At 73.1% G+C, this 24002-nt stretch carries 22 protein-coding genes; 16 read left to right on the plus strand and 6 right to left on the minus strand.

The window, feature by feature from the left end; genetic code table 11:
• Nucleotides 1-153: 153 nt before the first annotated feature.
• Complete coding sequence (gene galK / locus ACSJJR_RS05065) at nt 154-1461, minus strand: galactokinase (protein ID WP_435942409.1); 1308 nt, start codon at nt 1459-1461, stop codon at nt 154-156.
• Between the two features lie 160 nt (nt 1462-1621).
• On the opposite strand from galK, the gene ACSJJR_RS05070 reads away from it, so the two are divergent.
• From ACSJJR_RS05070 to ACSJJR_RS05130, 13 genes are all read left to right on the plus strand, one after another.
• Nucleotides 1622-2182: a 2'-5' RNA ligase family protein gene (locus ACSJJR_RS05070; RefSeq protein ID WP_435942410.1), complete on the plus strand. Its 561-nt coding sequence runs from the start codon at nt 1622-1624 to the stop codon at nt 2180-2182.
• 105 nt (nt 2183-2287) lie between these two features.
• Nucleotides 2288-3454 carry a mannose-1-phosphate guanylyltransferase gene (locus ACSJJR_RS05075; RefSeq protein ID WP_435942412.1) on the plus strand — a complete coding sequence of 389 codons (1167 nt, stop codon included), beginning with the start codon at nt 2288-2290 and terminating at the stop codon, nt 3452-3454.
• Nucleotides 3455-3620: 166 nt separating this feature from the next.
• Nucleotides 3621-4712 carry a BMP family lipoprotein gene (locus tag ACSJJR_RS05080; RefSeq protein ID WP_435942413.1) on the plus strand — a complete coding sequence of 364 codons (1092 nt, stop codon included), beginning with the start codon at nt 3621-3623 and terminating at the stop codon, nt 4710-4712.
• Nucleotides 4713-4892: 180 nt separating this feature from the next.
• Entirely contained in the window at nt 4893-6452 is a 1560-nt protein-coding gene (locus ACSJJR_RS05085) for an ABC transporter ATP-binding protein (RefSeq protein ID WP_435942415.1), read from the plus strand.
• Nucleotides 6452-7717, plus strand: a complete 1266-nt coding sequence (locus tag ACSJJR_RS05090; RefSeq protein WP_435942417.1) for an ABC transporter permease — start codon at nt 6452-6454, stop codon at nt 7715-7717. Before ACSJJR_RS05085 ends, ACSJJR_RS05090 begins: the two co-directional genes overlap by 1 nt.
• Before the next feature lie 3 nt (nt 7718-7720).
• Nucleotides 7721-8998, plus strand: coding sequence for an ABC transporter permease (locus tag ACSJJR_RS05095; RefSeq protein ID WP_435942419.1), 1278 nt, complete (start codon nt 7721-7723; stop codon nt 8996-8998).
• Between the two features lie 97 nt (nt 8999-9095).
• Nucleotides 9096-9608: a cytidine deaminase gene (locus ACSJJR_RS05100; protein WP_435942420.1), complete on the plus strand. Its 513-nt coding sequence runs from the start codon at nt 9096-9098 to the stop codon at nt 9606-9608.
• A 35-nt stretch (nt 9609-9643) separates the two neighbouring features.
• On the plus strand, nt 9644-10981 hold the full coding sequence (locus ACSJJR_RS05105) for a thymidine phosphorylase (RefSeq protein WP_435942421.1): 1338 nt from the start codon (nt 9644-9646) through the stop codon (nt 10979-10981).
• Between the two features lie 101 nt (nt 10982-11082).
• Nucleotides 11083-11736, plus strand: coding sequence for a deoxyribose-phosphate aldolase (deoC, locus tag ACSJJR_RS05110; protein ID WP_435942422.1), 654 nt, complete (start codon nt 11083-11085; stop codon nt 11734-11736).
• Nucleotides 11737-11881: 145 nt separating this feature from the next.
• The gene (locus tag ACSJJR_RS05115) at nt 11882-13084 is read left to right on the plus strand and encodes a metal ABC transporter solute-binding protein, Zn/Mn family (protein ID WP_435942423.1); all 1203 of its coding nucleotides are present in this window, start codon (nt 11882-11884) and stop codon (nt 13082-13084) included.
• 19 nt (nt 13085-13103) lie between these two features.
• Nucleotides 13104-13982 (plus strand): metal ABC transporter ATP-binding protein, encoded by an 879-nt coding sequence (locus ACSJJR_RS05120; RefSeq protein ID WP_435942425.1) that lies wholly within the window; start codon nt 13104-13106, stop codon nt 13980-13982.
• Entirely contained in the window at nt 13979-14956 is a 978-nt protein-coding gene (locus ACSJJR_RS05125) for a metal ABC transporter permease (protein ID WP_435942427.1), read from the plus strand. The genes ACSJJR_RS05120 and ACSJJR_RS05125 overlap by 4 nt, the downstream gene beginning before the upstream one ends.
• Nucleotides 14953-15810: a metal ABC transporter permease gene (locus ACSJJR_RS05130; RefSeq protein ID WP_435942429.1), complete on the plus strand. Its 858-nt coding sequence runs from the start codon at nt 14953-14955 to the stop codon at nt 15808-15810. Before ACSJJR_RS05125 ends, ACSJJR_RS05130 begins: the two co-directional genes overlap by 4 nt.
• 51 nt (nt 15811-15861) lie before the next feature.
• On the opposite strand, the gene ACSJJR_RS05135 is transcribed toward ACSJJR_RS05130, so the two are convergent.
• Nucleotides 15862-17577: a phospho-sugar mutase gene (locus tag ACSJJR_RS05135; protein ID WP_435942430.1), complete on the minus strand. Its 1716-nt coding sequence runs from the start codon at nt 17575-17577 to the stop codon at nt 15862-15864.
• A gap of 168 nt (nt 17578-17745) precedes the next feature.
• Between ACSJJR_RS05135 and ACSJJR_RS05140 the strand changes: the two genes are divergently transcribed.
• Together ACSJJR_RS05140 and ACSJJR_RS05145 are read left to right on the plus strand one after the other, a co-directional pair.
• Entirely contained in the window at nt 17746-18519 is a 774-nt protein-coding gene (locus ACSJJR_RS05140; protein WP_435942431.1) for a TIGR00730 family Rossman fold protein, read from the plus strand.
• Nucleotides 18520-18658: 139 nt separating this feature from the next.
• The gene (locus tag ACSJJR_RS05145) at nt 18659-18826 is read left to right on the plus strand and encodes a DUF3117 domain-containing protein (protein WP_166855599.1); all 168 of its coding nucleotides are present in this window, start codon (nt 18659-18661) and stop codon (nt 18824-18826) included.
• A gap of 249 nt (nt 18827-19075) precedes the next feature.
• Here ACSJJR_RS05145 and ACSJJR_RS05150 read toward each other — a convergent pair whose 3' ends face one another.
• The gene (locus ACSJJR_RS05150) at nt 19076-19711 is read right to left on the minus strand and encodes an O-methyltransferase (RefSeq protein WP_435942432.1); all 636 of its coding nucleotides are present in this window, start codon (nt 19709-19711) and stop codon (nt 19076-19078) included.
• Nucleotides 19712-19894: 183 nt separating this feature from the next.
• Between ACSJJR_RS05150 and ACSJJR_RS05155 the strand changes: the two genes are divergently transcribed.
• Complete coding sequence (locus ACSJJR_RS05155) at nt 19895-20671, plus strand: twin-arginine translocase TatA/TatE family subunit (protein WP_435942434.1); 777 nt, start codon at nt 19895-19897, stop codon at nt 20669-20671.
• 177 nt (nt 20672-20848) lie between these two features.
• On the opposite strand, the gene ACSJJR_RS05160 is transcribed toward ACSJJR_RS05155, so the two are convergent.
• The 3 genes from ACSJJR_RS05160 to ACSJJR_RS05170 all read right to left on the minus strand — a co-directional run bounded on the left by ACSJJR_RS05160 (nt 20849) and on the right by ACSJJR_RS05170 (nt 23966).
• Nucleotides 20849-22000: an Mrp/NBP35 family ATP-binding protein gene (locus ACSJJR_RS05160; RefSeq protein WP_435942435.1), complete on the minus strand. Its 1152-nt coding sequence runs from the start codon at nt 21998-22000 to the stop codon at nt 20849-20851.
• Nucleotides 22001-22066: 66 nt separating this feature from the next.
• A complete protein-coding gene (locus tag ACSJJR_RS05165; protein WP_435942437.1) occupies nt 22067-22669 on the minus strand; it encodes a DUF1003 domain-containing protein in 603 nt (200 codons plus the stop codon).
• Nucleotides 22662-23966, minus strand: coding sequence for a magnesium transporter MgtE N-terminal domain-containing protein (locus ACSJJR_RS05170; protein WP_435942438.1), 1305 nt, complete (start codon nt 23964-23966; stop codon nt 22662-22664). Before ACSJJR_RS05170 ends, ACSJJR_RS05165 begins: the two co-directional genes overlap by 8 nt.
• Between the last annotated feature and the right edge of the window lie 36 nt (nt 23967-24002).

The raw sequence follows: 24002 nt of genomic DNA on the forward strand, positions 1-24002 counted from the left end.
GGACGCGGGAATGACACCTGAAGGCTAGGACAGGTGCCCCGGGCCTCATCTCATCCCCGGGGATGAGATCGCCCTCAGGGGGCGTGCGGCCGTCAGGGCGCCGCTGCCGTGCCCTGACGGCCGACGTCGGCCCCTCCGGCGCCGGGCTGCGGGTCAGGCGAGGCGGCCCGCGGGCGCCGAGGGCACGGCGTTGAGGAAGGCGGGCGGTGTGAAGCCGGCCTCGGCGTAGGCGGCGACGACGGCGCGGGCCACCTCGTCCACCTTGTCAGCGTCCACCAGCGCGATGGCGGAGCCGCCGAAGCCGCCTCCCGTCATCCGGGCGCCGTGGGCGCCGGCGGCGCGGGCGGCCTCGACGGCGAGGTCCAGCTCCGGGCAGGTGCACTCGTAGTCGTCCCTGAGCGAGTCGTGGGAGCCGTTGAGCAGTGCGCCGACCTGGGCGAGGGTGTCCCCGGCCAGCGGCCGGCCCTCCTGCAGGAGGGCGATGAGACGGCGGGTGCGGTCGATCTCGGTGACGACGTGGCGCGTGCGCATGACGAGCTCGGCGGCGCTGTCCTCACCGCAGGCGGCCAGGCGCGCCAGGGCATGGTCCAGGCCGTTGACGTCGATGTCCGCCAGCAGCTGCACACCCAGGACCTTGGCCGAGCGCTCACAGGCGGCGCGGCGGGCGCCGTACTGCCCGTCCACGAGGGAGTGCTTGGCCCTGGTGTCGATGACGAGCAGGGCGAGCCCGGCGGGGGCCAGGTCGAAGGGCACCTGGGTGGTCTCGCCGGTGCGGCAGTCGAGCCCGAGGGCGTGGCCCTCATGGCAGCGCAGGGAGGCGGACTGGTCCATTCCCCCGGTGGGGGCGCCGGCCATCTCGTTCTCCGCACGCACGCACGAGCGCACGAGGCGGGCGCGCCCGGCGTCGTCGGGCTCCTGCGCCGTCCCCGCCAGGCCCAGGCCGCAGACCTCGTCCAGGGCGACGCAGGTGGAGGCCTCCAGGGCCGCGGAGGAGGACAGGCCGCCGCCCAGCGGCACGCAGGAGTACAGGGCGGCGTCGAAGCCGGTGAGCGGGCCGAGGCCGTCCTGCTCAAGGGCCCAGGCGACGCCTGCGACGTAGGCGTTCCAGTGCCTCACCTCACCGGGCGTTCCCTTGGGCCCGATGGCGTCGAGGTCGAGCACGTCCACCGTCTCACGCGTCTGCGGGGACACGAGCCGGATCGTGCGGTCCTCACGCCGCCGCAGCGCCAGGTGCGCGCGGTGGGGCAGGGCGATCGGCAGGGCGAGGCCGCCGTTGTAGTCGGTGTGCTCACCCATGATGTTGACGCGGCCGGGCGCGTACCACACGCCGTCGGGCTCGGTGCCGAACACCTCGCGAAAGAGCGTGGTGGCGGCAGTGTGGCCCTCCTCGGGGGTGAGGGCGGGGGAGAAGACGGGGGCGGTGGCTGCGGTGCCAGGGGCGGGCGTGCTCTCGTGCGGCATGGTGTCATCTTGCCAGAGCAGGGCCCCGGGGTTCATCTCTCCGGGGTGGCCGGCGCCGGTCCGATAGGCTGTGGGGTGGCTGGCACGTCGCGGCCCGCCCGGCTGCGGTCCGCAGTGCGAGACGGGCCACCGCCGCCCGGGACGCAGGTGAGGAGGAGCTGTGGAGGTTCCTGAGACCGACGCGCACCAGTGCGTCGTGGGGGTGACCGTTCCCCTGCCGCAGCCGTGGGCCTCGCAGGTGCGGGTGGTGCGGCTCGACGCCGGGGACCCCCTGGCCCTGTCGATCCCGCCGCACGTCACCCTCGTGCCGCCCACCGCGGTCGCCTCGCGCCGTCTGCCGGAGGTGCGCGCGCACGTGGCCCGCGTCGCCGGGGTCACGGCGCCCTTCCTGTGCGAGGTCGGGGGAGCCGGCTCGTTCCGCCCAGTCAGTCCTGTGGCCTACCTGGCCGTCGGTGACGGCGCCGCCGAGCTCGACGCCCTGCAGGCCGCCCTGCGCGCCTCGACGGGCCCCCTGGCCGGCAACCTGCGATTCCCCTTCCACCCGCACCTCACGCTCGCCCACGAGGTCGATGACGAGGCCCTGGACGACGCCCTCGCCGCCGCGGAGGGCATCCGCGGCCAGTTCGTCGTTGACTGCGTGCGTCTGGACCGGATGGGGGACGACGGCGTGTGGCAGCTGCTCGACGTCGTGCCCCTGGGCGGCGCTCCCGCGCGCGAGTGAGCCTGTCCCGGGCCTGTGGGGCCCGCCCGGACCGGGGCCGGTGCGGCCGGCCCTCGGACCCCTCGATCCGCCGGGGCCGACGGCGGTGCCCGGTAGCCTGGGGTGGTGTCCGACAACACCGCCGCGGGCCTGAGCGCCCCCCTTATCCACGCCATCATCCCCGCCGGAGGCGCAGGCACCCGGCTGTGGCCGCTGTCCAGGCGCCACCACCCCAAGTTCCTTCTCGACCTCACCGGCACGGGACGGACCCTCATCCAGGGCACCGTGGCCCGTCTGGAGGCGGTGGCCTGCACGACGACGGTCGTCACCGGCAGTGCGCACCTGGCGGCCGTGGCCGAGCAGCTGCCGGGCGTGCCGTGCGAGAGGCTGCTGGCTGAGCCGAGCCCGCGCGACTCCATGGCCGCCATCGGCCTGGCCGCCGCCGTCATCGCCCGCCGCCACGGGCGCGAGGCGGTCGTCGGCTCCTTCGCCGCGGACCAGACCATCGCCGACGAGCCCGCCTTCCACGCCGCCGTCCGCCAGGCCGCCCTCCTGGCCCAGGCGGGCTGGGTCGTCACCATCGGCGTCGAGGCCACCGGCCCCTCGACCGCTTTCGGCTACATCCGCGCCGGCGAGCCCACCGAGGTGCCCGGCGCCCCCGACGGGCGCCGCGTGCTCGGCTTCACCGAGAAGCCCGACGCCGCGACCGCCGCCCAGTACCTGGCCACCGGTGACTACCGCTGGAACGCCGGCATGTTCGTCGCCCGCGCCGGCGTCCTGCTCGATCACCTCGCGCGGCTCAGGCCCGCGCTGGCCGAGGGCATCGAGCGCATCGCCGCCGCCTGGGACACCCCGCAGCGCCAGGAGGTCCTCGAGCGCGTGTGGCCGGGGCTGGAGAGGATCGCCATCGACCACGCCATCGCTGAGCCGGTCGCCGCGGCCGGAGGGGTGGCGACCGTGCCCGTCTCCATGGGCTGGGACGACGTCGGTGGCTTCGACGCGCTCGTCGGGCTCGTCCCCGTGCAGGAGCAGGGCCCGGCTGCCGGCGCCGCCGTCCTGGCGGGTGTCAGCGGGGCGGAGGGCACCCAGGCGGCCGGTGAGGTGACGGCTGTGGGCTCGGCCGGCTCGCTCGTCGCCTCCACCACCGGCCGCCGCGTCGTGCTGCTGGGGGTTCCCGGCCTCGTCGTCGTGGACACCCCCGACGCGCTGCTGGTGACCACACCGGGGCAGGCGCAGGCGGTCAAGGGGGTCGTCGACGGGCTCAGGGCCGAGGGGCGCGACGACCTCCTGTGAGCGACTGGGCCCCCTGACGGTCCGCCGTGTGCGACCATGGTCCCCACGAGCCCACCACGTGACCACCTGCCCCGGACCGGGGAGGCTTGCTCTCCAGCCTTGAGGACGAGGCTCTCCGGCCGGGTGCCCCGGGGCCACGTCCCCCACCCCGACCGGAGGTCCCACTGTGAAGACGAAGAAGCCTTACTACGCCCTGGTGCTCGGCCTGGTGGCCGCCCTGGGCCTGGCCGCCTGCGGCAGCGCGCCGACTGACTCCACGTCCGCCCCGGCCTCGAACTTCAAGGCCTGCATGGTCTCCGACGAAGGAGGCTTCGACGACCAGTCCTTCAACCAGTCCGGTATGGAGGGCATGCAGCGGGCCAAGGCCGAGCTCGGCGTCGAGATCGTCGGCGTCGAGTCGAGCTCGGACGCCGACTTCCAGCCCAACATCGACTCGCTCATTCAGCAGGACTGCAACCTCATCATCGGCGTCGGCTTCGTCATCGCCCCCGCCCTGACCGAGGCCGCCCAGGCCAACCCTGACATCCAGTTCGCCATCATCGACTCCTCCTTCCAGTCCGCCGACGGCACGACCATCGAGCTGGACAACGGCAAGCCGCTGTCCTTCAACACCGCCGAGGCCTCCTACCTCGCCGGCTACGTCGCCGCGGGCACCACCAAGACCGGCACCGTCGCCACCTACGGTGGCGTCGCCATCCCCACCGTCCAGATCTTCATGGAGGGCTACGCCCAGGGCGTCGCCAAGTACAACGCGGACCACGGCACCCACGTCCAGGTCCTGGGCTGGGACCCGGCCAACCCGGACGCGGGCTCCTTCACCGGTGACTTCACCGACACCGCCAAGGGCCAGCAGCTGACCCAGCAGTTCCTGTCCCAGGGCGCGGACATCATCCTGCCGGTCGCCGGCCCCGTCGGCCAGGGCACCCTCGCCGCCCTCCAGGACTCGGGCTCGTCCAGCAACGCCGCCATCTGGGTTGACGCCGACGGCTACCACACCACCGAGTTCGGCTCCTTCATGCTCACGAGCGTCATCAAGGAGATCGGCAACGCGGTCTACGACACCATCGAGCAGTCCGCCAAGGGCAAGTTCACCAACGAGCCCTACGTCGGCACCCTCGAGAACGGCGGCGTGTCCATCGCCGACTACCACGACTGGGCCTCCAACGTCCCCGCCGACGTCAAGAAGGGCGTCGAGGAGATCAAGCAGCAGATCATCGACGGCACCCTGGACGTGTCCACCGCCTACGACCCCTCCTGACCTGCGGCCCGGCACCCGCCGCAGCGCAGGTCCCTCGTGAGACATGACCCCCTGACCCGCCGCTGACGCCGCCGCCCCCCGGGCGGCGGCGTCAGCGTGCCACCGGTGCGTCCCGCGAGGCGACGCACCACATCCTCCAGCCCCTGACCGGGCGCCGACCCACGACGGAAGCGAGCACGCGTGCAGCTCGAGCTACGCGGGATCACGAAGGTCTTCGGACCGCTCGTGGCCAATGACCACATCGACCTCACGGTCGAGCCGGGACAGATCCACGCCCTCCTGGGAGAGAACGGCGCCGGCAAGTCCACCCTCATGAACGTCCTGTACGGGCTCTACCAGCCCGACGCCGGGCAGGTCCTCATCGACGGCGAGCCGGTGCGCTTCTGCGGCCCTGGTGACGCGGTCGCTGCCGGCATCGGCATGGTCCACCAGCACTTCATGCTCGTGCCCGTCTTCACGGTCGCTGAGTCCGCGGCCCTGGGCTACGAGCCCACCGGGCGCCTGGGCGGCGTCATCGACGCCCGGGCCGCAGCAGCCAAGGTCCGCCAGATCTCAGAGCGCTTCGGTTTCGACGTGGACCCCGACGCCTACATCGAGGACCTGCCCGTCGGTGTCCAGCAGCGCATCGAGATCCTCAAGGCCCTCTCACGCGACGCCAAGGTCCTCATCCTCGACGAGCCCACCGCCGTGCTCACCCCGCAGGAGACCGACGAGCTCATGGACATCATGCGGGACCTCAAGGCCTCGGGCACCTCCATCGTCTTCATCACCCACAAGCTGCGCGAGGTCCGCGAGGTCGCGGACACCATCACGGTCATCCGCCGTGGCAGGGTCGTCGGCACCGCCGCCCCCACCGCCTCCCAGGCCGAGCTCGCCGGCATGATGGTGGGGCACGACGTCTCCCTCACCGTGGACAAGGAACCCGCCGTCCCCGGTGGGGTGGGCCTGAGCCTCGAGGGGCTGAGCGTCGTCGATGACGACGGCGCCCTCCTGCTCGACGACGTCACCCTCACGGTGCACGAGGGCGAGGTCCTCGGCGTCGCGGGTGTCCAGGGCAACGGCCAGACCGAGCTGAGTGAGGTCATCCTCGGCCTCAGGCGGCCCTCGGCCGGCACGCTGTCCATCGGCTCCACGGAGCTCACCCGCCTGAGCGTGCGCCAGCGCCTGGCCGCCGGCCTGGGCTTCGTCCCCGAGGACCGCTCCACCGACGGCCTCGTGGCAGGCTTCTCGGTCGCCGAGAACATGATCCTGGACCGCTTCGACGACCCCGCCTTCGGGGCCGGTCCGGCCCTCAACCCCGCTAAGGTCCGCGCCCACGCCGAGCGCCTGCGCGAGGAGTTCGACGTGCGCGTCAGCGACGTCGGCGACCCGATCTCCACCCTGTCGGGCGGCAACGCGCAGAAGGCGGTCCTCGCCCGTGAGCTCTCCCGCCCCCTCAGGGTTCTCGTGGCCTCCCAGCCCACCCGCGGGCTCGACGTCGGCTCCATCGAGTTCGTCCACAAGCGCATCGTCCGTGCGCGCGACGGCGGCACGGCCGTCCTCATCGTCTCCAGCGAGCTCGACGAGATCTACTCGCTCAGCGACCGCATCGCCGTGATGTACAAGGGCCGCGTCGTCGGCGTCGTCCCACCTGACACCCCGCGGGACGTCCTGGGCCTCATGATGGCCGGCGTACCGCTCGACCAGGCCCTGGCCTCCGCCGGCGCCGGCCAGGACACCCAGGACACCGAGGAGAAGTGATGAGCGAGAGCACCTGCCGCGCCGCGGGCCGGGACGGGTCCCAGCCCGGCCTGGCACGCCAGATCGCCGAGTCCAACGGCCTCATGGGGGTCCTGGCCGTCCTCAGCGCCCTCATCGTCGGCTCCGTCCTCATCCTGGTCGCCGACGACGACGTGCGTGTGACCGCCGGCTACCTGCTGGCACGGCCCTCGGACTTCCTGGGCGCCTGCGCCACCTCCCTCGGCGAGGCCTACTCCGCGCTCCTGCGCGGTGGGCTCCTCGACTGGCGGGCCTCGTCCCCCGAGCGCATGTGGCGCCCGCTGACCGAGACCCTCGTCAACGCCACCCCGCTCATCTTCGCGGGGCTGGGCATGGCGGTCGCCTTCCGCTCAGGACTGTTCAACGTCGGGGGCCAGGGGCAGATCATCCTCGGGGCCGTCGTCGGCGGCTACGCCGGCTTCGCCTGGGACCTGCCCGCCGGGCTGCACCTGCTTGTGGCGGTGCTCGGCTCCCTCCTCGGGGGCGCCCTGTGGGGCGCGGTCCCCGGCCTGCTCAAGGCCACCACCGGTGCCAGTGAGGTCATCACGACCATCATGCTCAACTCCATCGGCGCCTACCTCATCGCCCACATGCTCACCCTCAAGGCCTTCATCGGGGCGGGCAACTCCAACCCCCGCTCCCTGCCGGTGGGCGCGGGCGCCACCTACCCGCTGCTGCTGGGCCCCTCCTTCAGGCTGCACGCCGGGTTCCTCCTGGCGCTGCTGGCCGCCTGGTTCGTCTGGTGGCTCCTGGAGCGCTCGACCCTCGGGTTCCAGCTGCGCGCCACGGGTCTCAACCCCGAGGCCGCCCGCACCGCGGGCATCAGCGTCCCGCGCGTCACGGCCCTGGTGATGATCATCTCCGGCGCCCTGTGCGGGCTGGCTGCCACCGGCCCGGTCCTGGGCACCCAGAAGTACCTCACCGCCTCCATCGCCGGCTCCATCGGCTTCGACGCCATGACGGTGGCGCTGCTGGGCCGCTCCAAGCCGCTGGGAACGGTGCTCTCCGGCATCCTCTTCGGCGGTCTCACCGCGGGCGGCACCCTCATGCAGGCCGCCACCGGCACCCCTATCGACATCGTCCTCATCCTGCAGTCCACCATCGTGCTGTTCATCGCGGCCCCGCCCCTGGTGCGTGCCGTCTACCGGCTGCCGGTCCCCGGCTCCTACGCCCGTAACCGCGAGACCCAACGCCTGGAGGCTGAGGCCGCCACGCCCGCGCCCCACGCACCCGGACAGGAGGCCTGAGCCGTGCCCGTCACCACCACCCGCAGCGCCGCAGCAGGCACCGGCCCGGCCGCCGCCCTCGCCCCCGTCTCCTGGAAGGCCCCGGCCACCGGCGTCGTCGCGGCGGCCCTCACCGCCCTCATGGCGGCCACCTCCCACGGCAGCACCCGCTTCCAGCTCGCCACCAGCGCCGACTTCTTCCAGATCCCGGTGCTCACCCTGCCCGCCCGCCCCGTCATCCTCGTCATGACGCTGGCGGCCGCCGCCGCGACGGCCCTGGCCCACCGCCGGGCCCTGGCCCGTGCCACGGTCCCCACCTGGGTCGTCGCCACCATGGGGACCGCTTTCGTCATCGCCTTCCTCACCTGGGCCGGGGCAGGGCGGGACACGCTCATCCCCCTCGTGACGATCCTGTCCTCAACGGTCGCCCTGAGCGTGCCCCTCGTCTTCGGCGGCCTGGCCGGCGTCGTCGGGGAGCGTTCGGGCACGATCAACATCGCTATCGAGGGCCAGCTCCTCGGTGGTGCCTTCCTCGCGGCCGTGGCCGCCTCCGTCACGTCCAACGCCTGGGCCGGCCTGCTCGCCGCACCCGTGGCGGGCATGGCCGTCGCCCTGCTGCTGGCGCTGTTCGGGCTGAGGTACCGGGTCAACCAGGTCGTCGTCGGTGTTGTGCTCAACGTGCTCGTCTCGGGCCTCACCGGCTTCTTCTTCTCCACCTTCCTGGCGGACTCCAGCACCCTCAACCGGGCCATGCGCCTGCCCACCATCGCCATCCCCCTGCTGAGCCACGTGCCCGTCCTCGGCCCGGTGCTCTTCAAGCAGACGGTGCTCGTCTACGCCCTGTACGTCGTCGTCGGCGTGCTGTCCTTCATGCTCTTCCGCTCCCGCTGGGGCCTGCGCATGCGGGCCGTGGGCGAGCACCCCAAGGCGGCTGACACGGTGGGGATCAAGGTGATGCGCACCCGCGTCAACAACCTCGTCCTGGGCGGCGCCCTGGCCGGGCTCGGCGGCGCCTTCTTCACCGTCGGATCGGGCCTGCGCTTCACCGAGGACATGAGCGGCGGCAACGGGTACATCGCCCTGGCCGCCATGATCCTGGGCGCGTGGAACCCGTTGGGGACCTTGTACGCCTCGCTCCTGTTCGGCTTCGCCACCGCCGTCGGCCAGACCCTCGGCGTCATCGGCTCACCTATCCCGGCCAACGTCGTCCTCATGATCCCCTACGTCGTGACGATCCTCGCTGTCGCAGGCTTCGTGGGCAAGGTCCGCGCCCCCGCCGCGGAGGGCGTGCCCTACCCGTGAGACGGCGGTGGGCACAGCGGCCCGTCCGCCGGGGTGCGGGCCGAGGCGGTATATGTTTCAGCACCACACCCCGGGCGAGACAGGAGCTGGCACGCGCATGAGCACCCAGACCGTGGCGACGGCGACCACCAGCGGCGGCAGCCTGGGACGCAGCGTGAGCCCGCAGGACGTTGACGACGCCCTGTGGGCACGGCTGACCGGCCTGGCCCGCGAGGCCATGACCTACGCCTACGCCCCCTACTCCCGCTTCAAGGTCGGGGCCGCCGCCGTCGCCGAGGACGGCCGGCTCGTCTCCGGCTGCAACATCGAGAACGCCGGCTACGGCCAGACGCTGTGCGCCGAGTGCGGCCTCGTGTCCGAGCTCGTGCGCACCGGCGGTGGGCGGCTCGTCGCCTTCGCCTGTGTGGACGCGCGCGGGGAGCGCTGCGCCCCCTGCGGTCGCTGCCGCCAGACCCTGTCCGAGCACGCCCACCCTCAGATGCTGCTGCTCATGCCCGCCGGGACCATGACCATCGACGAGGTCCTGCCCGGACGCTTCAGCGTCGGTGACATGGCCCTGGTCGATGGTGCCGTCGCCCCCGCGGAGGCCAACGGCGCCGCCGACCACTGAGCCCGACCGCGCCGACACCGACCCAGGAGGACCGCATGCCCACCGCACCCGCCGTCGAGCCCTTTGACGCCGTCGAGGTCATCGCCGCCAAGCGCGACCGTCAGCGCCTGACCGACGCCCAGATCGACTGGGTCGTCGGTGCCTACACCCGCGGCGTCGTCGCCGAGGAGCAGATGAGCGCCCTGGCGATGGCGATCTACCTCAACGGCATGGACCCGCGCGAGACCGCCCGCTGGACCGACGCCATGATCCGCACCGGCGGGCGCATGGACTTCTCCGGCATCGGCCGGCCCACCGCGGACAAGCACTCCACGGGCGGTGTGGGCGACAAGACGACCCTGCCGCTGGCGCCGCTCGTCGCCGTCTTCGGCGTGAGCGTGCCCCAGCTGTCGGGCCGCGGCCTCGGGCACACCGGTGGGACCCTGGACAAGATGGAGTCCATCCCCGGCTGGCGCGCGGCCCTGAGCAACGAGGAGGTCCTCGACATGCTCGGCCCCTCAGGCCCGGGTGCCGTCATCTGCGCGGCCGGCAGCGGGCTCGCCCCTGCCGACAGGAAGCTCTACGCCCTGCGCGACACGACGGCCACCGTCTCCTGCGTGCCGCTGATCGCCTCCTCGATCATGAGCAAGAAGATCGCCGAGGGCACCGGCGCCCTCGTCCTGGACGTCAAGGTGGGCTCCGGGGCCTTCATGAGGGACATGGACACGGCCCGCGAGCTCGCTGGGACGATGGTCTGCCTGGGCACGCAAGCCGGGGTCACGACCCGCGCGCTGCTGACCGACATGTCCACCCCGCTGGGCCTGACGGCCGGCAACGCCCTCGAGGTGCGCGAGAGCCTGGAGGTCCTGGCCGGCGGCGGTCCCGCCGACGTCGTCGGGCTCACCCTGGCGCTGGCCACCGAGATGCTGGACGCCGCCGGGCGCCCCACGGGTGAGGATGAGCTGCGTGCCGCGCTCGCGGACGGGCGGGCCATGGACGTGTGGCGCCAGATGGTCCGCCGCCAGGGCGGCGACCCCAGCGCGCCCCTGCCAGTGGCCCCGGAGACCGAGGTCCTCACGGCGGGAGAGGACGGCGTGCTCACCGGGCTCGACGCCCTCAAGGTCGGGCTCGCCGCCTGGCGCCTGGGTGCGGGACGGGCCCGCAAGGAGGACCCGGTCCAGGCGGTGGCCGGCGTCGAGCTGCACGCCAAGCCAGGCGACGCCGTGCGCAGGGGCCAGTGCCTGCTCACCCTGCACACCGCCACACCCGAGCGCTTCGCGCGGGCCGTGGAGGCCCTGGAGGGTGGAGTCACGATCAGCCCGGCCGGGTCGCCCGCCGCCGCCGAGGCGGTGGCCCGCCGCGAGGCCGGGGTTGTGCTCGGGCGCCTGGCCTGAGCCCCGTCCAGGCGTGCCTCAGGCCAGGCGCCCGGCGGGACGGCCCACAGCGGGCCGCCTAGGCTGGTCGCGCAGCCCCGCTGACGAGGAAAGGACCCGCCGTGCCCAGCCGCCGCGACATCGCCGCCATCATCGACCACACCCTGCTCACGCCCGAGGCGACGGGGGAGCAGGTGGCCGCCCTGGTCGTGCAGGCCGCCGAGCTGGGGACCTTCAGCGTGTGCGTGAGCCCCAGCCAGCTGCCCGTCGAGGTGCCCGACGGGCTTAGGGTGGCCACGGTCTGCGGCTTCCCGTCGGGGGCCCACGCGACCGCGGTCAAGGTGGCCGAGGCGGCGGACGCCGTCGCCAAGGGGGCCGACGAGGTGGACATGGTGGTCAACCTCCGCCAGGTCAAGGAGCACGACTGGGAGGATGTCGAGGCGGAGGTGCGGGCGGTCAAGGCGGCCGTCGGCGCCGCCCTGCTCAAGGTCATCATCGAGTCGGCGGCGCTCACCGACGAGGAGGTCGTCGCGGTGTGCCGAGCCTGTGAGCGAGGCGGCGCGGACTACGTCAAGACCTCCACCGGCTTCCACCCCGCCGGCGGCGCGAGCACCCACGCGGTGCGCCTCATGCGCCAGACGGTGGGTGAGCGCCTGGGCGTCAAGGCCTCGGGGGGCATCCGCACGGCCGAGGCCGCCCTCGCCATGGTCGAGGCCGGGGCCACCCGCCTGGGGGTGTCCTCCACGGTGTCCATCCTCGACGGCCTGGAGGACTGAGCCCACGTCCGCAGGGCCCGGTGCCGCCCGCTGTGCCCGGTGCCGCCCGCGCCAGGGAAGGCGCGTGGGTGAGAGACACGGCACACTGCCGCCAGGGCTCCACACCAAGTTGAATGTTTCGGGTACCCGAAATAATCTGAGGCTTATGAGAACCGCTGCCAGGACCCTTGGACGCGCCGCCTCGGCGGTCGCCGCCCTCGCTCTCGCCGTCGCCACCCTCGCCGCCTGCGGCGCCTCCGGGCCCGGAGGCAAGGTCAACCCCGAGGCCACGACGATCCACGCCGTCGCCTCCACCACCCAGATCTGCGACTACGTCACCCAGCTGGCCTCCGGTGGCACGGACCTGTCCTTCTCGCGCACCGGCGCCGATGGCACCACCGCCGAGCTCGGGGCCGACCCCGCCACCGCGGCCGTGCGCCTGACCCTCACCTGCCTGCTGGCCCCCAACGCCTCCGCCCACGAGCACGAGATGACCGCCGCCCAGTCGGCCGCCCTCGCCGAGGCCGACCTCTTCCTCGTCAACGGCGTGGACCTCGAGCACTTCCTCGACGACGCGATCGCCTCCACGGGCTTTAACGGCACGATGGTCGTCACCTCCGGTGTCCTGACGGCCGACGACGTCGACCACCCCGGTGCGAGCAGGCAGGCCGAGGCCGCGCTGCCCTACACCATCGACCGCGGCACCCAGGCCGTGGACGTCGCCCCCTGGCCCTTCGCCCCCGACCCGGGCCAGCAGGCCGAGTTCCGCTACGACCCCCACGTGTGGACCAACCCCCGCAACGCCGCCGTCCAGGTCGCCAACATCGGTGCCGCCCTGGCCGCCGTCGCCCCCGAGGCCGCCGACACCATCAACGGCCACGTCAACGCCTACGCAGACCTCCTGCGCACCCTCGACACGTGGGCCGGGCAGAGCCTGGGAACCGTCCCCGCCGCGCACCGCGTCCTGTTCACGAGCCACGACGCCTTCGGCTACCTCTCCGCGGCCTACGGTATCCGCTTCGAGGGCGCCGCCATGAGCGACTTCAACGCCCAGCAGGACGCCACCGCCCAGAAGATCCAGGCGACGGCCGACGCCATCACCGCCTCCGGCGCCGTGGCGATCTTCGCCGAGAACTCCAACAACCCTGAGTCCGTCGAGAAGGTCGCCGCCCTCGCGGGCGTGCGCGCCGTCATCGGCGACGAGGCCCTGTACGGCGACTCGCTCGGCGCACCCGGTTCCGACGGCGAGACCTACATCGGCTCCATCCTGCACAATGTCACCAACCTCACCACCGTCTGGGGAGGCACCGCCTCCGAGGTCCCCGCCGCGCTGGCCCCCTGGGCCCCCACCGACGTCGTCCAGCCCTGACCACCGGAGACAGACCGCCATGACCACCGCCGAGCAACCGACCGCCGCCACGGGGCACGAGCCCGAGGACACCGCCCTCGTGCTCACCGACCTCGCCCTGGCCTATGGGCGCGCCCCCGTCCTCACCGGCGTCACCGGCACCCTGCGCGCGGGGCAGGCCCTGGCTCTCGTCGGCCCCAACGGCTCAGGCAAGACGACGCTGCTGCGCGCGCTGCTCGGCATGGTCCGCATTGTCAACGGCACCGCTGTCGTCAACGGTCAGGACCCCGGCCGGGCCCCGGCTGGCAGCATCGGCTACGTCCCGCAGGTCGCGGACCTCGACCCGACCTTCCCCGTCACGGCCCTCGACGTCGTCCTCATGGGCACCATCTCCGCCCTGGGCCCGCTGCGGCGCCCGGGGCGCAGGCAGCGCGAGCGCTCCCGCCAGGCCCTCGAGGCCGTCGGGCTCTCGCACCTCGCCGGCAGGCGCTTCGGCGAGCTGTCAGGAGGCCAGCAGCAACGGGTCCTGCTCGCCCGCTGCCTGGCCTCCCGTCCCCGCCTCGTCCTGCTCGACGAGCCCTTCAACGGCCTTGACCAGCCCAACCGTGACGCCCTGCTGCGCATCCTTGCCGGGTTGAAATCCGATGGCGTCGCCGTCGTCGTGTCCACCCATGACCTCGTCCTCGCCCGCGAGGTCTGCGAGCAGGTCGCCCTCCTGGCCGGGCGCCAGGTCGCCTTCGGGCCCCGAGAGGAGGTCCTCGTCCCCGCCCTCGTCGAGGAGGCGTACGCAGCGGGGCACGAGCACGCCGTCCGCCTCCTCGGCCTGCCCGTCTCCATGCCCGCCGTGAGGACGGTGACGACGCCGGGCTCTGTCCCTTGCGACGGGGACGGCGCCGCGCTACGGGTGAGCGCCCGATGAGCGCCGCCGACGGTCTCACCGGCCTGGTGAGCGCCGCCGTCGAGGCGCTGCGCGCTGCCGTGTCCCAGGTCCCCGGCATCGCCCCCCTGGCCACAGCCCCCTTCCTGTTCCGGCCCTTTGTCCTGCTCGTGGTCCTGGGCTGCGTGTGCGCCCTCGTGGGCGTGCTCGTCAACCTGCGCCGTGCCGAGTTCCACGCCGAGGCGCTCGTCCACGCGGTCTTCCCCGGCATCGTCGTCGGCGCCGTCACCGCCGGGACCGACATGATCGTGCCCGCCGGGGCCGTCGCGGGCGCCCTGGCCGCTGCCGCCCTGACCTGGGTGGACCACCACTCGAGGCGCGACGCCTCCGAGGCTGGGACCGCCGTCGTCCTCACCGGGTTCTTCTCCGTGGGCATGGTCGTGCTGCTGTCCAACGGGGACATGTCCGGCCAGCTCGAGGCCCTCATGTTCGGCAGGCTGCTCGAGGTCACCGACCTGCGCCTGACCCAGGCCCTCGTCGTCAGCGCACTGTCGCTGCTGCTCGTGTGCCTGACCTGGAAGGAGCAGGTCGCCACCGCCTTCGACCCGCTCGGCGCCCGGGCCTCAGGGCTGCGGGTGCTCGCCCTCGACCTCGTGCTCAACGCCGCCGTGGCAGCCGTCGTCGTCGCAGCCTCCACCGCCGTCGGCACCCTCCTCGTCATCGGCATGCTCACCCTGCCGGGCACCACCGGCCGCGTGCTCGCCGGCACCGTGCCCGGCATGGTCGCCACCGCGGCCGCCGTCGGGGTGGGGGGTGGATGGCTGGGGCTGCTCCTGGCCGTCTCACCATCCCCGCGGCCGGTCTCGCCCCAGGCCTCGGTCATCATGATCATGGCCCTGGCGCTTGTCATGGCTGTCGGCGGGGTGCGGCTGGCCGGTGCGCTCCGCTCAGGCGCGGCCACGAGGAGCACGCGCAGCGGCCAGGACGTCGCGAGCGAGGGGGAGGGGGCGCTGTGAGCACCGTGTCCTGGCAGCTGCTCGAGCTCCCGGTGGTCGTCGCCGTCCTCGTGGGGCTGCTCGCGGGGACCGTCGGCGCCATCGCCCTCATTGAGCGCCGGATTTTCCTTGCCGAGTCCCTCACCCACTCGACCTTCCCCGGTGCCGTGGCCGGCGTCGTCACGGCCGCCTGGCTCGTGCCGGCGTTGTGGGGCGGGCGGGCGGGCTACGCGGCCCTGTCCGTGTCCGTCCTCATCGGTGCCGCCCTCATGTGCCTGCCCATGCTGGCCCTGGCCCGCTGGATCCAGAGCGTGCCGGGCGTCTCGGCGCAGGCCGCTGCCGGGGCGGTCCTGTCCATCGGCTTCGCCCTGGGCTACCTCCTTGGCACCTGGTTCGCCCCGCTGCCGCTCAAGGTGGACGGATTTCTCGCCGGCTCCCTGCTCAACGTCAAGGTCACCGACGTCTGGACAGCCGGCCTGTGCCTGGCGGTGACCGTCCTCCTCCTGCTCACGGTGGGCCCGCGCCTGTCCTTCCACGCCTTCGACCCCGTGGGGCACCGGGCCTCGGGGCTGAGCACCCGCGCCGCGGAGGCCACGGTGATGGGCCTCGTGTGCGTCGCCATCGTCGTGCTCGTGCCCGCGCTCGGCACGATCCTGCCCATCGCCCTCATCGCCGCGCCCGCCGCGGCGGTGGTCCCGTGGGTGCGCAGCGTGCGTGCCCTCGTGATCGGATCGGCGCTGGTGGGGGCGGGCTGCGCCCTGGCGGGCCTCGGCGTCGCCGTGGCGGGCGAGCTGAGCGCCGGTGGGTGCATCGGCGTGCTGTGCGCCCTGGTCTGGGCCGGCTCGGTCGGGACCCGCAGGGTGCTCAGGGCCTGAGCAGACCGTTGGCGCCGGGCCGGGCGGGGCTTGGCGGCCCGCCCGTGCGGCTCACACGCCCAGCACGGCCCGCAGGTCGTTCTTGACGCGCTCCAGCCGGTCAGCTGCGGTGCGGCGGGCCACCTCGACGGGGTCGTCCACCGCGACCGGCACCACCACCTCGCAGTAGCACTTGAGCTTGGGCTCCGTGCCCGAGGGGCGGATGACCACGCGGTCGTCCGCCGCTGTCTTGAAGATGAGCCCGTCCGTCGGGGGCAGCCGGTGGCCGTTGCCGTCGCTGGCGCCGTCGAGGAGGTCGAAGACGTCCACCACCGGTGAGCCCGCCAGGTGCGCCGGGCCGCCGCCGGAGCGCAGCCGCTCCATCGTCTCGGTGATGAGGGACAGGTCCTCAACGCGCACGCTCAGCGGGCTCGTGGCGTACAGGCCGTGCTCACGGGCCAGGCGGTCGAGAAGGTCGAGCAGGCTGCGCCCCTGCTGTTTGAGCACCGAGGCCAGCAGCGCCAGGCGCACCGCGGCGGACACCCCGTCCTTGTCCCGCACGTTCCTCGGGTCCACGCAGTAGCCCATGGCCTCCTCGTAGCCGAAGACGAGGCCCGGCACCCGGCTGATCCACTTGAAGCCCGTGAGCGTGATGCGGTGGCCCAGGCCGTGGGCCTGGGCGATGCGGCGCAGCAGGCGAGAGGAGACGATGGAGTTGGCGAGCACGCCGGTGCCGGCGAAGGCGGCGAGCTCGGCCGCCTGCTCACCCAGCAGCGAGCCCACCTCGTCGCCCGACAGCTGGCGCCACCCTCCGGGCGCGTGCGGGTCCGGCACGGCCGCCGAGCAGCGGTCCGCGTCCGGGTCGTTGGCGATGACGAGCTCCGCACCGACCTCACGAGCCAGGGCCAGGGCCATGTCGAGGGCGCCGGGCTCCTCCGGGTTCGGGAAGGAGACGGTCGGGAAGTCCGGGTCCGGCTCGAACTGCTCGGGCACGACGACGACGTCGTCGAAGCCGACGCGTCCGAGTGCCTCGCGGCAGATCTCCCCGCCGACGCCGTGCAGGGCGGTGAGCACGATCCGCAGGCCCGCGGCGGCGGGCACGCGTGAGACGCAGGCCGTGGCCAGGTACTGCTCAATGAGCTCCTCCCCGGCCTCCTCCCAGCCGGAGGCGGGCCTGGGCACGGTGCTCAGCGGCCCGACGGCGGCGATGGCCGCCGCGATGTCGGCGTCGTAAGGCGGCACGATCTGGGCGCCCTGGCCGGAGTCGGTGACCGCTCGCCCTCCCAGGTAGACCTTGTAGCCGTTGTCCTGGGCGGGGTTGTGCGAGGCGGTGACCATGACGCCGGCGTCGGCGCCCAGGCGCCGCAGCGCGAAGGCGAGGACCGGGGTCGGGCAGGAGCGGTTGAGCAGGACCGCCCGTCCGCCGGCACCGGTGACGACGGCGGCGGTGTCGCGGGCGAAGACCTCGGAGCCGTGACGGGCGTCGTAGCCGATGACGACGCTGAAGCCCTCACCGAGCCTGCCCTTGAGGTAGGCGGCCAGGCCGGCTGCGGCGCGGATGACGACCACACGGTTCATGCGGTTCGGCCCGCCGCCCAGGCGTCCGCGCAGCCCGGCGGTGCCGAACTGGAGGCTGGAGGAGAAGGCGTCGGCCAGCTCGGCGGTGGCCGAGGCGTCGCCGGCCTGGTGCGCGTCCAGGAGGCTGGTGAGCTCCGCGCGGGTGACGGCGTCCGGATCCTCGTTGATCCAGGCAGTGACCTCATCGATGAGGGAAGGGGTCTCAGTCATGCTGTGAACGTACCGGCAGGGACCGGCAGACAGAGGTGATCGTGACGGCCCTCATGGGTTATCCGGGACACAGGGACGTTGTGCCCACGTCGTCCTCCTCGTGCCCGTGGAGGACGACGTGGGCCGTGCCTGAGCGCACGCGCCGGCGTCCTGCGGGAGGATCAGCCCATGTCACACACACAACGCCGGCAGTCCTACCGCAAGGGGCCCGTGCTGCTGCGCGGCTCCCAGATCCCCTCCGAGACCACCGACGCGCACCTGCTGTCCAGCCATGACGGCACCGACTGGCTCCACGCCGACCCGTGGCGGGTGCTGCGCATCCAGTCGGAGTTCGTCGAGGGCTTTGGCGCGCTCGCCGAGCTGGGGCCCGCCATCAGCGTCTTCGGCTCCGCCCGCACGAGCACCGAGGACCCGGTCTACGCCCTGGCCACGCAGGTCGGCGCGGGGCTGGCGCGCCACGGCTACGCCGTCATCACCGGCGGTGGCCCTGGCGTCATGGAGGCGGCGAACAAGGGGGCGCACGAGGCGGGGGGCGTGAGCGTGGGCCTGGGCATCGAGCTGCCCCTCGAGCAGGGCATGAACGACTACGTGGACCTCGGGATCCACTTCCGCTACTTCTTCGCCCGCAAGACGATGTTCGTCAAGTACTCCGACGGCTTCGTCGTCATGCCCGGAGGCTTCGGCACGATGGACGAGCTCTTCGAGGCGCTCACGCTCGTGCAGACCCAGAAGGTCGCTGGCTTCCCCGTGGTGCTGGTGGGCACCTCCTTCTGGGGCGGCCTGCTGGACTGGGTGCGCGGCACCCTCGTGGGCGCGGGAGTCATCGCCGCCGCGGACGTCGATCTCGTGCGCGTCGTGGACACGGCCGAGGAGGCCGTGGAGCACGTGGTCGGGGCCGCACGCCGCCTGCGGGCCGGCCAGGACGCGCGCGTCGGCGCCTGAGCGCCGGGCCCGGGACCCGGTGCGCCCCGGCCTGCTCACCCAAGTGGGCTTCGCCACGAAGCCCCCACGGGGACGGCGCGGTGGCCTAGGATACTGGGAACCGCGCCGTTCAGCGCGCTCTTCACCGAAAGGGGATCCCATGGCTGCCATGAAGCCCAGGACGGGTGACGGCCCGCTTGAGGTCGTCAAGGAGGGTCGCTCCATCATCATGCGTGTCCCGCTCGAGGGAGGTGGCCGTCTCGTCGTCGAGATCAGCCCCGACGAGATCAAGCAGCTCCAGGAGGCCCTGGGCTCGGTCAAGATCTGACGTCGTGAGGATCTGATCCAGCACCAGCAGGTGGCTGTCGGCCAGGGCGCGAACGCCCAGGCCGAGTCTTAGGCCCGTTGGGATGGGGCCGGGTCCGCGAGGGACCCGGCCCCGTCTCAGTGTCGTTGTCTCGGTGTCGTTGACGCCCGTCCGTCGCGCCCGGACGCACCGGGCGGGACGCGCCTGGTGCCGCGACCGGGCCGTCGAGGGAGGGGTGCGTGGCGGGGCGCGTCCCGCCGGTGCCCGGGCTCAGGCGCGTCGCACCGCCGCCAGAAGCCCGTCACCCACCGGCAGCAGGCAGACGACCAGGTCCTCGCGCTCGCGCAGCGCCTTGCCCAGCTCACGGGCCGCCACCGTCACCGCGTCACGACGGGCCGGGTCCGCCACGTGGTCGTTCCACAGCGCCCTCGTCACCGCCAGCAGCCCGCCGACGCGGAGCATGCGCAGCGCCTGCTCCACGAGCGCCGCCGCCTCGAGCGGATCGACGTCGAGCACCACCATGTCATAGGAGCGTGCCGCCATCCGCGGCATGACGTCCGAGGCGCGGCCCTGGATGACGCGTGTGCGTGAGCCCGGGTAGCCGGCAGCGTCGAAGGCACGGCGGGCCTCGCGCTGGACCTCAGCCTCGATGTCGATGGTCGTGAGCACGCCGTCCGGGCCCATCCCCTCAAGCAGCCACAGGCCTGAGACCCCGGTACCGGTACCGACCTCGGCCACCGAGCGGGCGCCGACGGAGGCCGCCAGCGTGCTGAGCAGGGCGCCCGTGGCGGCGGAGACCGGGCTGACCCCCAGCTCGATGCCGCGCCGTCGTGCCTGAGCCTGCGTCTCAGACTCAATGGGGAACTCCTCCGTGTAGGACCAGCTCAGCGTCTTGTCACCGCTCATGGGTGCTCCCTCTCTCCCGACAGGCACGTGCGGGCGGCGCGTGCCACGGCCATTGTCCCAGGTCCACGGCCCGGGGAGCGCCGTGGCGGGGCAGTGGGCCCGGTGGGTGGTATCGCCCTGGGCGGATCGGGCCCAGGACGGACGGCGCCCAGGGGGAGCCTGCCTCCTCCCTATACTGACCGGGTGTTTGGCATCTCAGGGAATGAGTTCATCGTCCTCCTGCTGGTGCTGGTGGTCGTCATCGGTCCCCAGCGCCTGCCGGAGTACACCCGGAAGCTGACCCAGTGGGTGCGCCAGCTGCGCCTCTTCCTCGACAACGCCAAGGCTCAGATCGCGGAGGAGGTCGGCCCCGAGCTCGCCGGGCTCAACCTTGAGGACCTCAACCCCCGTAACTACGACCCGCGCAAGATCGTGCGTGACGCCCTGGGTGAGGACCTCGACGCGATCCGTCGGGACCTGTCCCAGCCCTTTGAGTCCTTCGCCTCCGCCGCCAAGGAGTCCGGAGACGCGGCCGCAGCAGCAGTGACGCAGGACGCCCGCTCCCGCCACGGCAGCAAGTCGCTGTCGGCGATGATCGACGAGAAGGCCGAGGAGACCCGCCAGGCGGCCAACCCGAAGGTGGCCGCGGCAGGTGCGGCGACCGCAGCGGCCGGGGCGAAGGTGGCTGACGCCGCTGCCGAGCGCGCACGCCTGGACGAGGCGGCTGCCGAGGCCGACGCCGTCACCGTCGAGATGCCCCAGGTGCCCGCCCAGGAGGAGGTGCCCGCCCAGGAGGAGGTGCCCGCCCAGGAGGAGGTGCCCGCCCAGGAGGAGGTGCCCGCCCAGGAGGTTCCCTCCACCCTCGTCGTCGGCTCCCCCCAGGTCCCGCGTGCGCGTCCGCTGTCCCCGCGCGACGTCGTGCGCGCCTCCGCAGCCGCCGCCCGCACCTCACAGCAGGCGCTCACCGCCGCTGTTGACTAGCCCCACGGGGCCGGCTGGAGCCGTCCCCGGCCCCGGCCGACGCCCCCGGCCCGGTGTGACCGAGGCCCGGCGCACGCTGCCCGGGACCGTCGTCGTCACCACAGCAAGGAGGCCCGCCCACCGTCCCGGGGCGTGCGCACCGGGACAGCGGACGGGCCTCGCAGCCGCGTCGTGGGCTCAGCCGCCCACCGGGCTGATGCCGAGCCGCATTCCGGCCAGACCACGCTGGGTGCGGCCCAGGCGCTGCGCCACCTCGCTCAGGGCCAGGCCTGCCGGGGCGTCGGCCGGCGGGCGGGAGCCGTCGGCCACGGTCACCGGGACACCGCAGTCGCTGCCCTCGCGCAGACGGATGTCGAGCGGCAGCTGGGCGAGCAGCGGGACCTCGTAGCCCAGCGTCTGGGTCAGCGAGGCCGAGACCGCCTCACCGCCCCCCGAGCCGAAGATCTCCAGGCGTGAGCCGTCCGGCTGGGGCAGGTAGGACATGTTCTCGATGACCCCGGCGACCTTCTGCTTCGTCTGCGTGGCGATGAGGCCGGTGCGCTCTGCGACCTCGGCCGCCGCCGTCTGCGGGGTCGTCACCACGAGGATCTGTGCGTTGGGCAGCAGCTGCGCCACGGAGATCGTCACGTCGCCCGTGCCCGGCGGCAGGTCGAGCAGCAGCACGTCCAGGTCACCCCAGAACACGTCCGTGAGGAACTGCTGGACGGCACGGTGCAGCATGGGCCCGCGCCAGACGACCGGCTGCCTGTCCTCCACGAACATGCCGATGGAGATGACCTTCACCCCGTGCGCCACCGGCGGCACGATCATGCCGTCGAGCTGGGTGGGCGGGTGGCTGACCCCCAGCATGCGGGGGATGGAGAAGCCGTAGATGTCGGCGTCGACGACGCCGACGCTCAGCCCCTGGGCGGCCAGGGCGGCCGCGAGGTTCGCCGTGACCGAGGACTTGCCGACACCGCCCTTGCCCGAGGTGACCGCGTACACGCGCGTGAGGCTGCCCGGCTTGGTGAAGGGCACCTCCGGCTCGGCCTGGCCACCGCGCAGGCGCACGCGCAGCTCGGCGCGCTGCTCGTCGGTCATGACGCCCATGCGCACCCGCACGCCGGTGACACCGGGCAGGGCCCCGACCTCCCGCTCGGTGTCCGCCGTGATGGTGTCGCGCAGAGGACAGCCGGCCACGGTCAGCAGCACGCCGACGGTGACAACGCCGTCGGCGCCGACCTCGACGGACTCGACCATGCCGAGCTCGGTGATGGGCCTGCGGATCTCCGGGTCGATGACCCGTGCCAGGGCCTCGCGGACCTGCTCTTCAGTGGGCGTCGTGGGCATGGGGCCATCGTAGGGGAGCACGACGGGTCCACCGCCGCCCCGGGGCCCGATGGGACGAGCCTCTCCTCACTGCTCAGCCCGGCGCGGCTGGTGGGCAGGCTCCTCGGGTTCCTCGTGCTCCGCGCGCTCGTCCGCCAGCTCCTCGACGATCTCGCCGACGATCTCCTCGCGTGAGCGCCGCTCCTCCTCCAGCAGCTCGGCGAGCATGTCGCGCAGCTCGCCGCGCACGAAGTCGCGGGTCGCCACCTCGTTCATCGCCAGGCGCAGCGAGGCGATCTCCCGGGTGAGGTACTCGGTGTCCTCCAGGTTGGCCTGCGCGCGCTGGCGGTCCTGCTCGGCCGTGACCCGGTCGCGGTCGTCCTGCCGGTTCTGCGCCAGGAGGATGAGGGGCGCCGAGTAGGAGGCCTGGAGCGAGAGCATGAGCGTCAGCGCCGTGAAGCCGAGCTCTGCCTTGTCGAAGCGCATCCCGGTCGGGGCGAAGGTGTTCCACGCCATCCACAGCACGACGAAGAGCGTGAGCCAGATGAGGAAGGTCGGCGTGCCCGAGAACCGTGCGATCGCCTCGGACACGCGCCCCGAGGTGTCGGAGGAGGCGTGACGGCGCGGACGCATCCACCGCAGCCAGCGGGCACGCCCCTCCTCCAGCGGCTGGTCCAGCTGCTCAGGCATTCGCGCTCCTCTCGATCATCTCGTCGGTCACGGCGTCGTCGGCCTCACGCCAGTCCTCCGGCATGAGGTGGTCCAGCACGTCATCGACGGACACCGCGCCCAGCAGGCGCCCGGCCTCGTCCTGGACCGGCAGCGCCGTGAGGTTGTAGGTCGCCAGCAGGCGCGTGACCGTGCCGATGGAGTCCCCGGGCAGCACGACGTCGAGGTCCTTGTCGAGGATCGAGCCCAGCGGCTGCTGCGGCCGCTCGCGCAGGGCCCGCTGCAGGTGCACCATCCCCAGGAAGCGGCCGGCAGGCGTCTCCAGGGGAGGTCGGCACACGAAGGCGACGGCGGCCAGCGCCGGCGCGATCTCCGCCTTGCGGGCCTGGGCGAGGAAGGTCGCCACCGTGGCCTCGGGCGGGAGGATGATGGGCTCGGTCGTCATGAGGCCGCCGGCGGTGTAGCCGTCGTAGGTGAGCAGGCGGCGCACGTCCTCGGCCTCGTCCGGCTGCATGAGGTCGAGCAGGGCGTCGGCCTGGGCAGCGGGCAGCTCCGCCACGAGGTCGGCGGCGTCGTCGGGCTGCATCGCGTCGAGCACGTCGGCGGCGCGGGCGGCGTCGAGCGCGGAGATGAGGGCGACGGCCTCGTCGTCGCTGAGCTCCTCGACGGCGTCGGCCAGGCGGGCGTCCTCCAGCTCGGCGGCCACCTCCACCTGCCTCGCCAGCGGCAGGTCGGCCAGGACGTCGGCGAGGTCCGCGGGCTTGAGGTCCTCCATCGTGGCCAGCAGGGCGGTGGCGGACTGGCGCTCGAGGGAGCCGGCCAGGCCCGTGACGTCCTCGGGGCGCACGATGAAGGTCTCGCCTCGGCGCAGTCCCAGCGGCCCGGAGGAGGCCCTCTGGACGAACAGGCGCGTGACCTTCCAGTCCCGGTTGCGGTCCTTCTCGATCGCGACGTCGCGCACAGTCACCTGGCCCGAGCCGTCGCGCATCGTCACCACCCGGTCCAGCAGCTCGGAGAAGACCAGGGTCTCGACCGCACGCTGCTCGAAGCGGCGGATGTTGACCAGCCCCGTGGTGATGACCTGCCCCGGGTTGATGGCCGTGACGCGCGACAGCGGCAGGAACACCCGGCGCCGCCCGGCCACCTCGATGACGAGGCCGACGGCGCGCGGCTCCCCACGCTGAGCGAGCAGCACGACGACGTCGTGGACCTTGCCGACGGCGTCGCCCAGCGGGTCGAAGACGCCCGTACCCACAAGGCGGGCGACGAAGACGCGCGTCGACGGCCGGCTCGTGCTGCGGGTGCTCGTGTTCTCCACGGGCACAGCCTATGCGCCCTCAGCGTGACGGCGCCC

The sequence above is a fragment of the Actinomyces sp. W5033 genome (genome assembly GCF_051303165.1).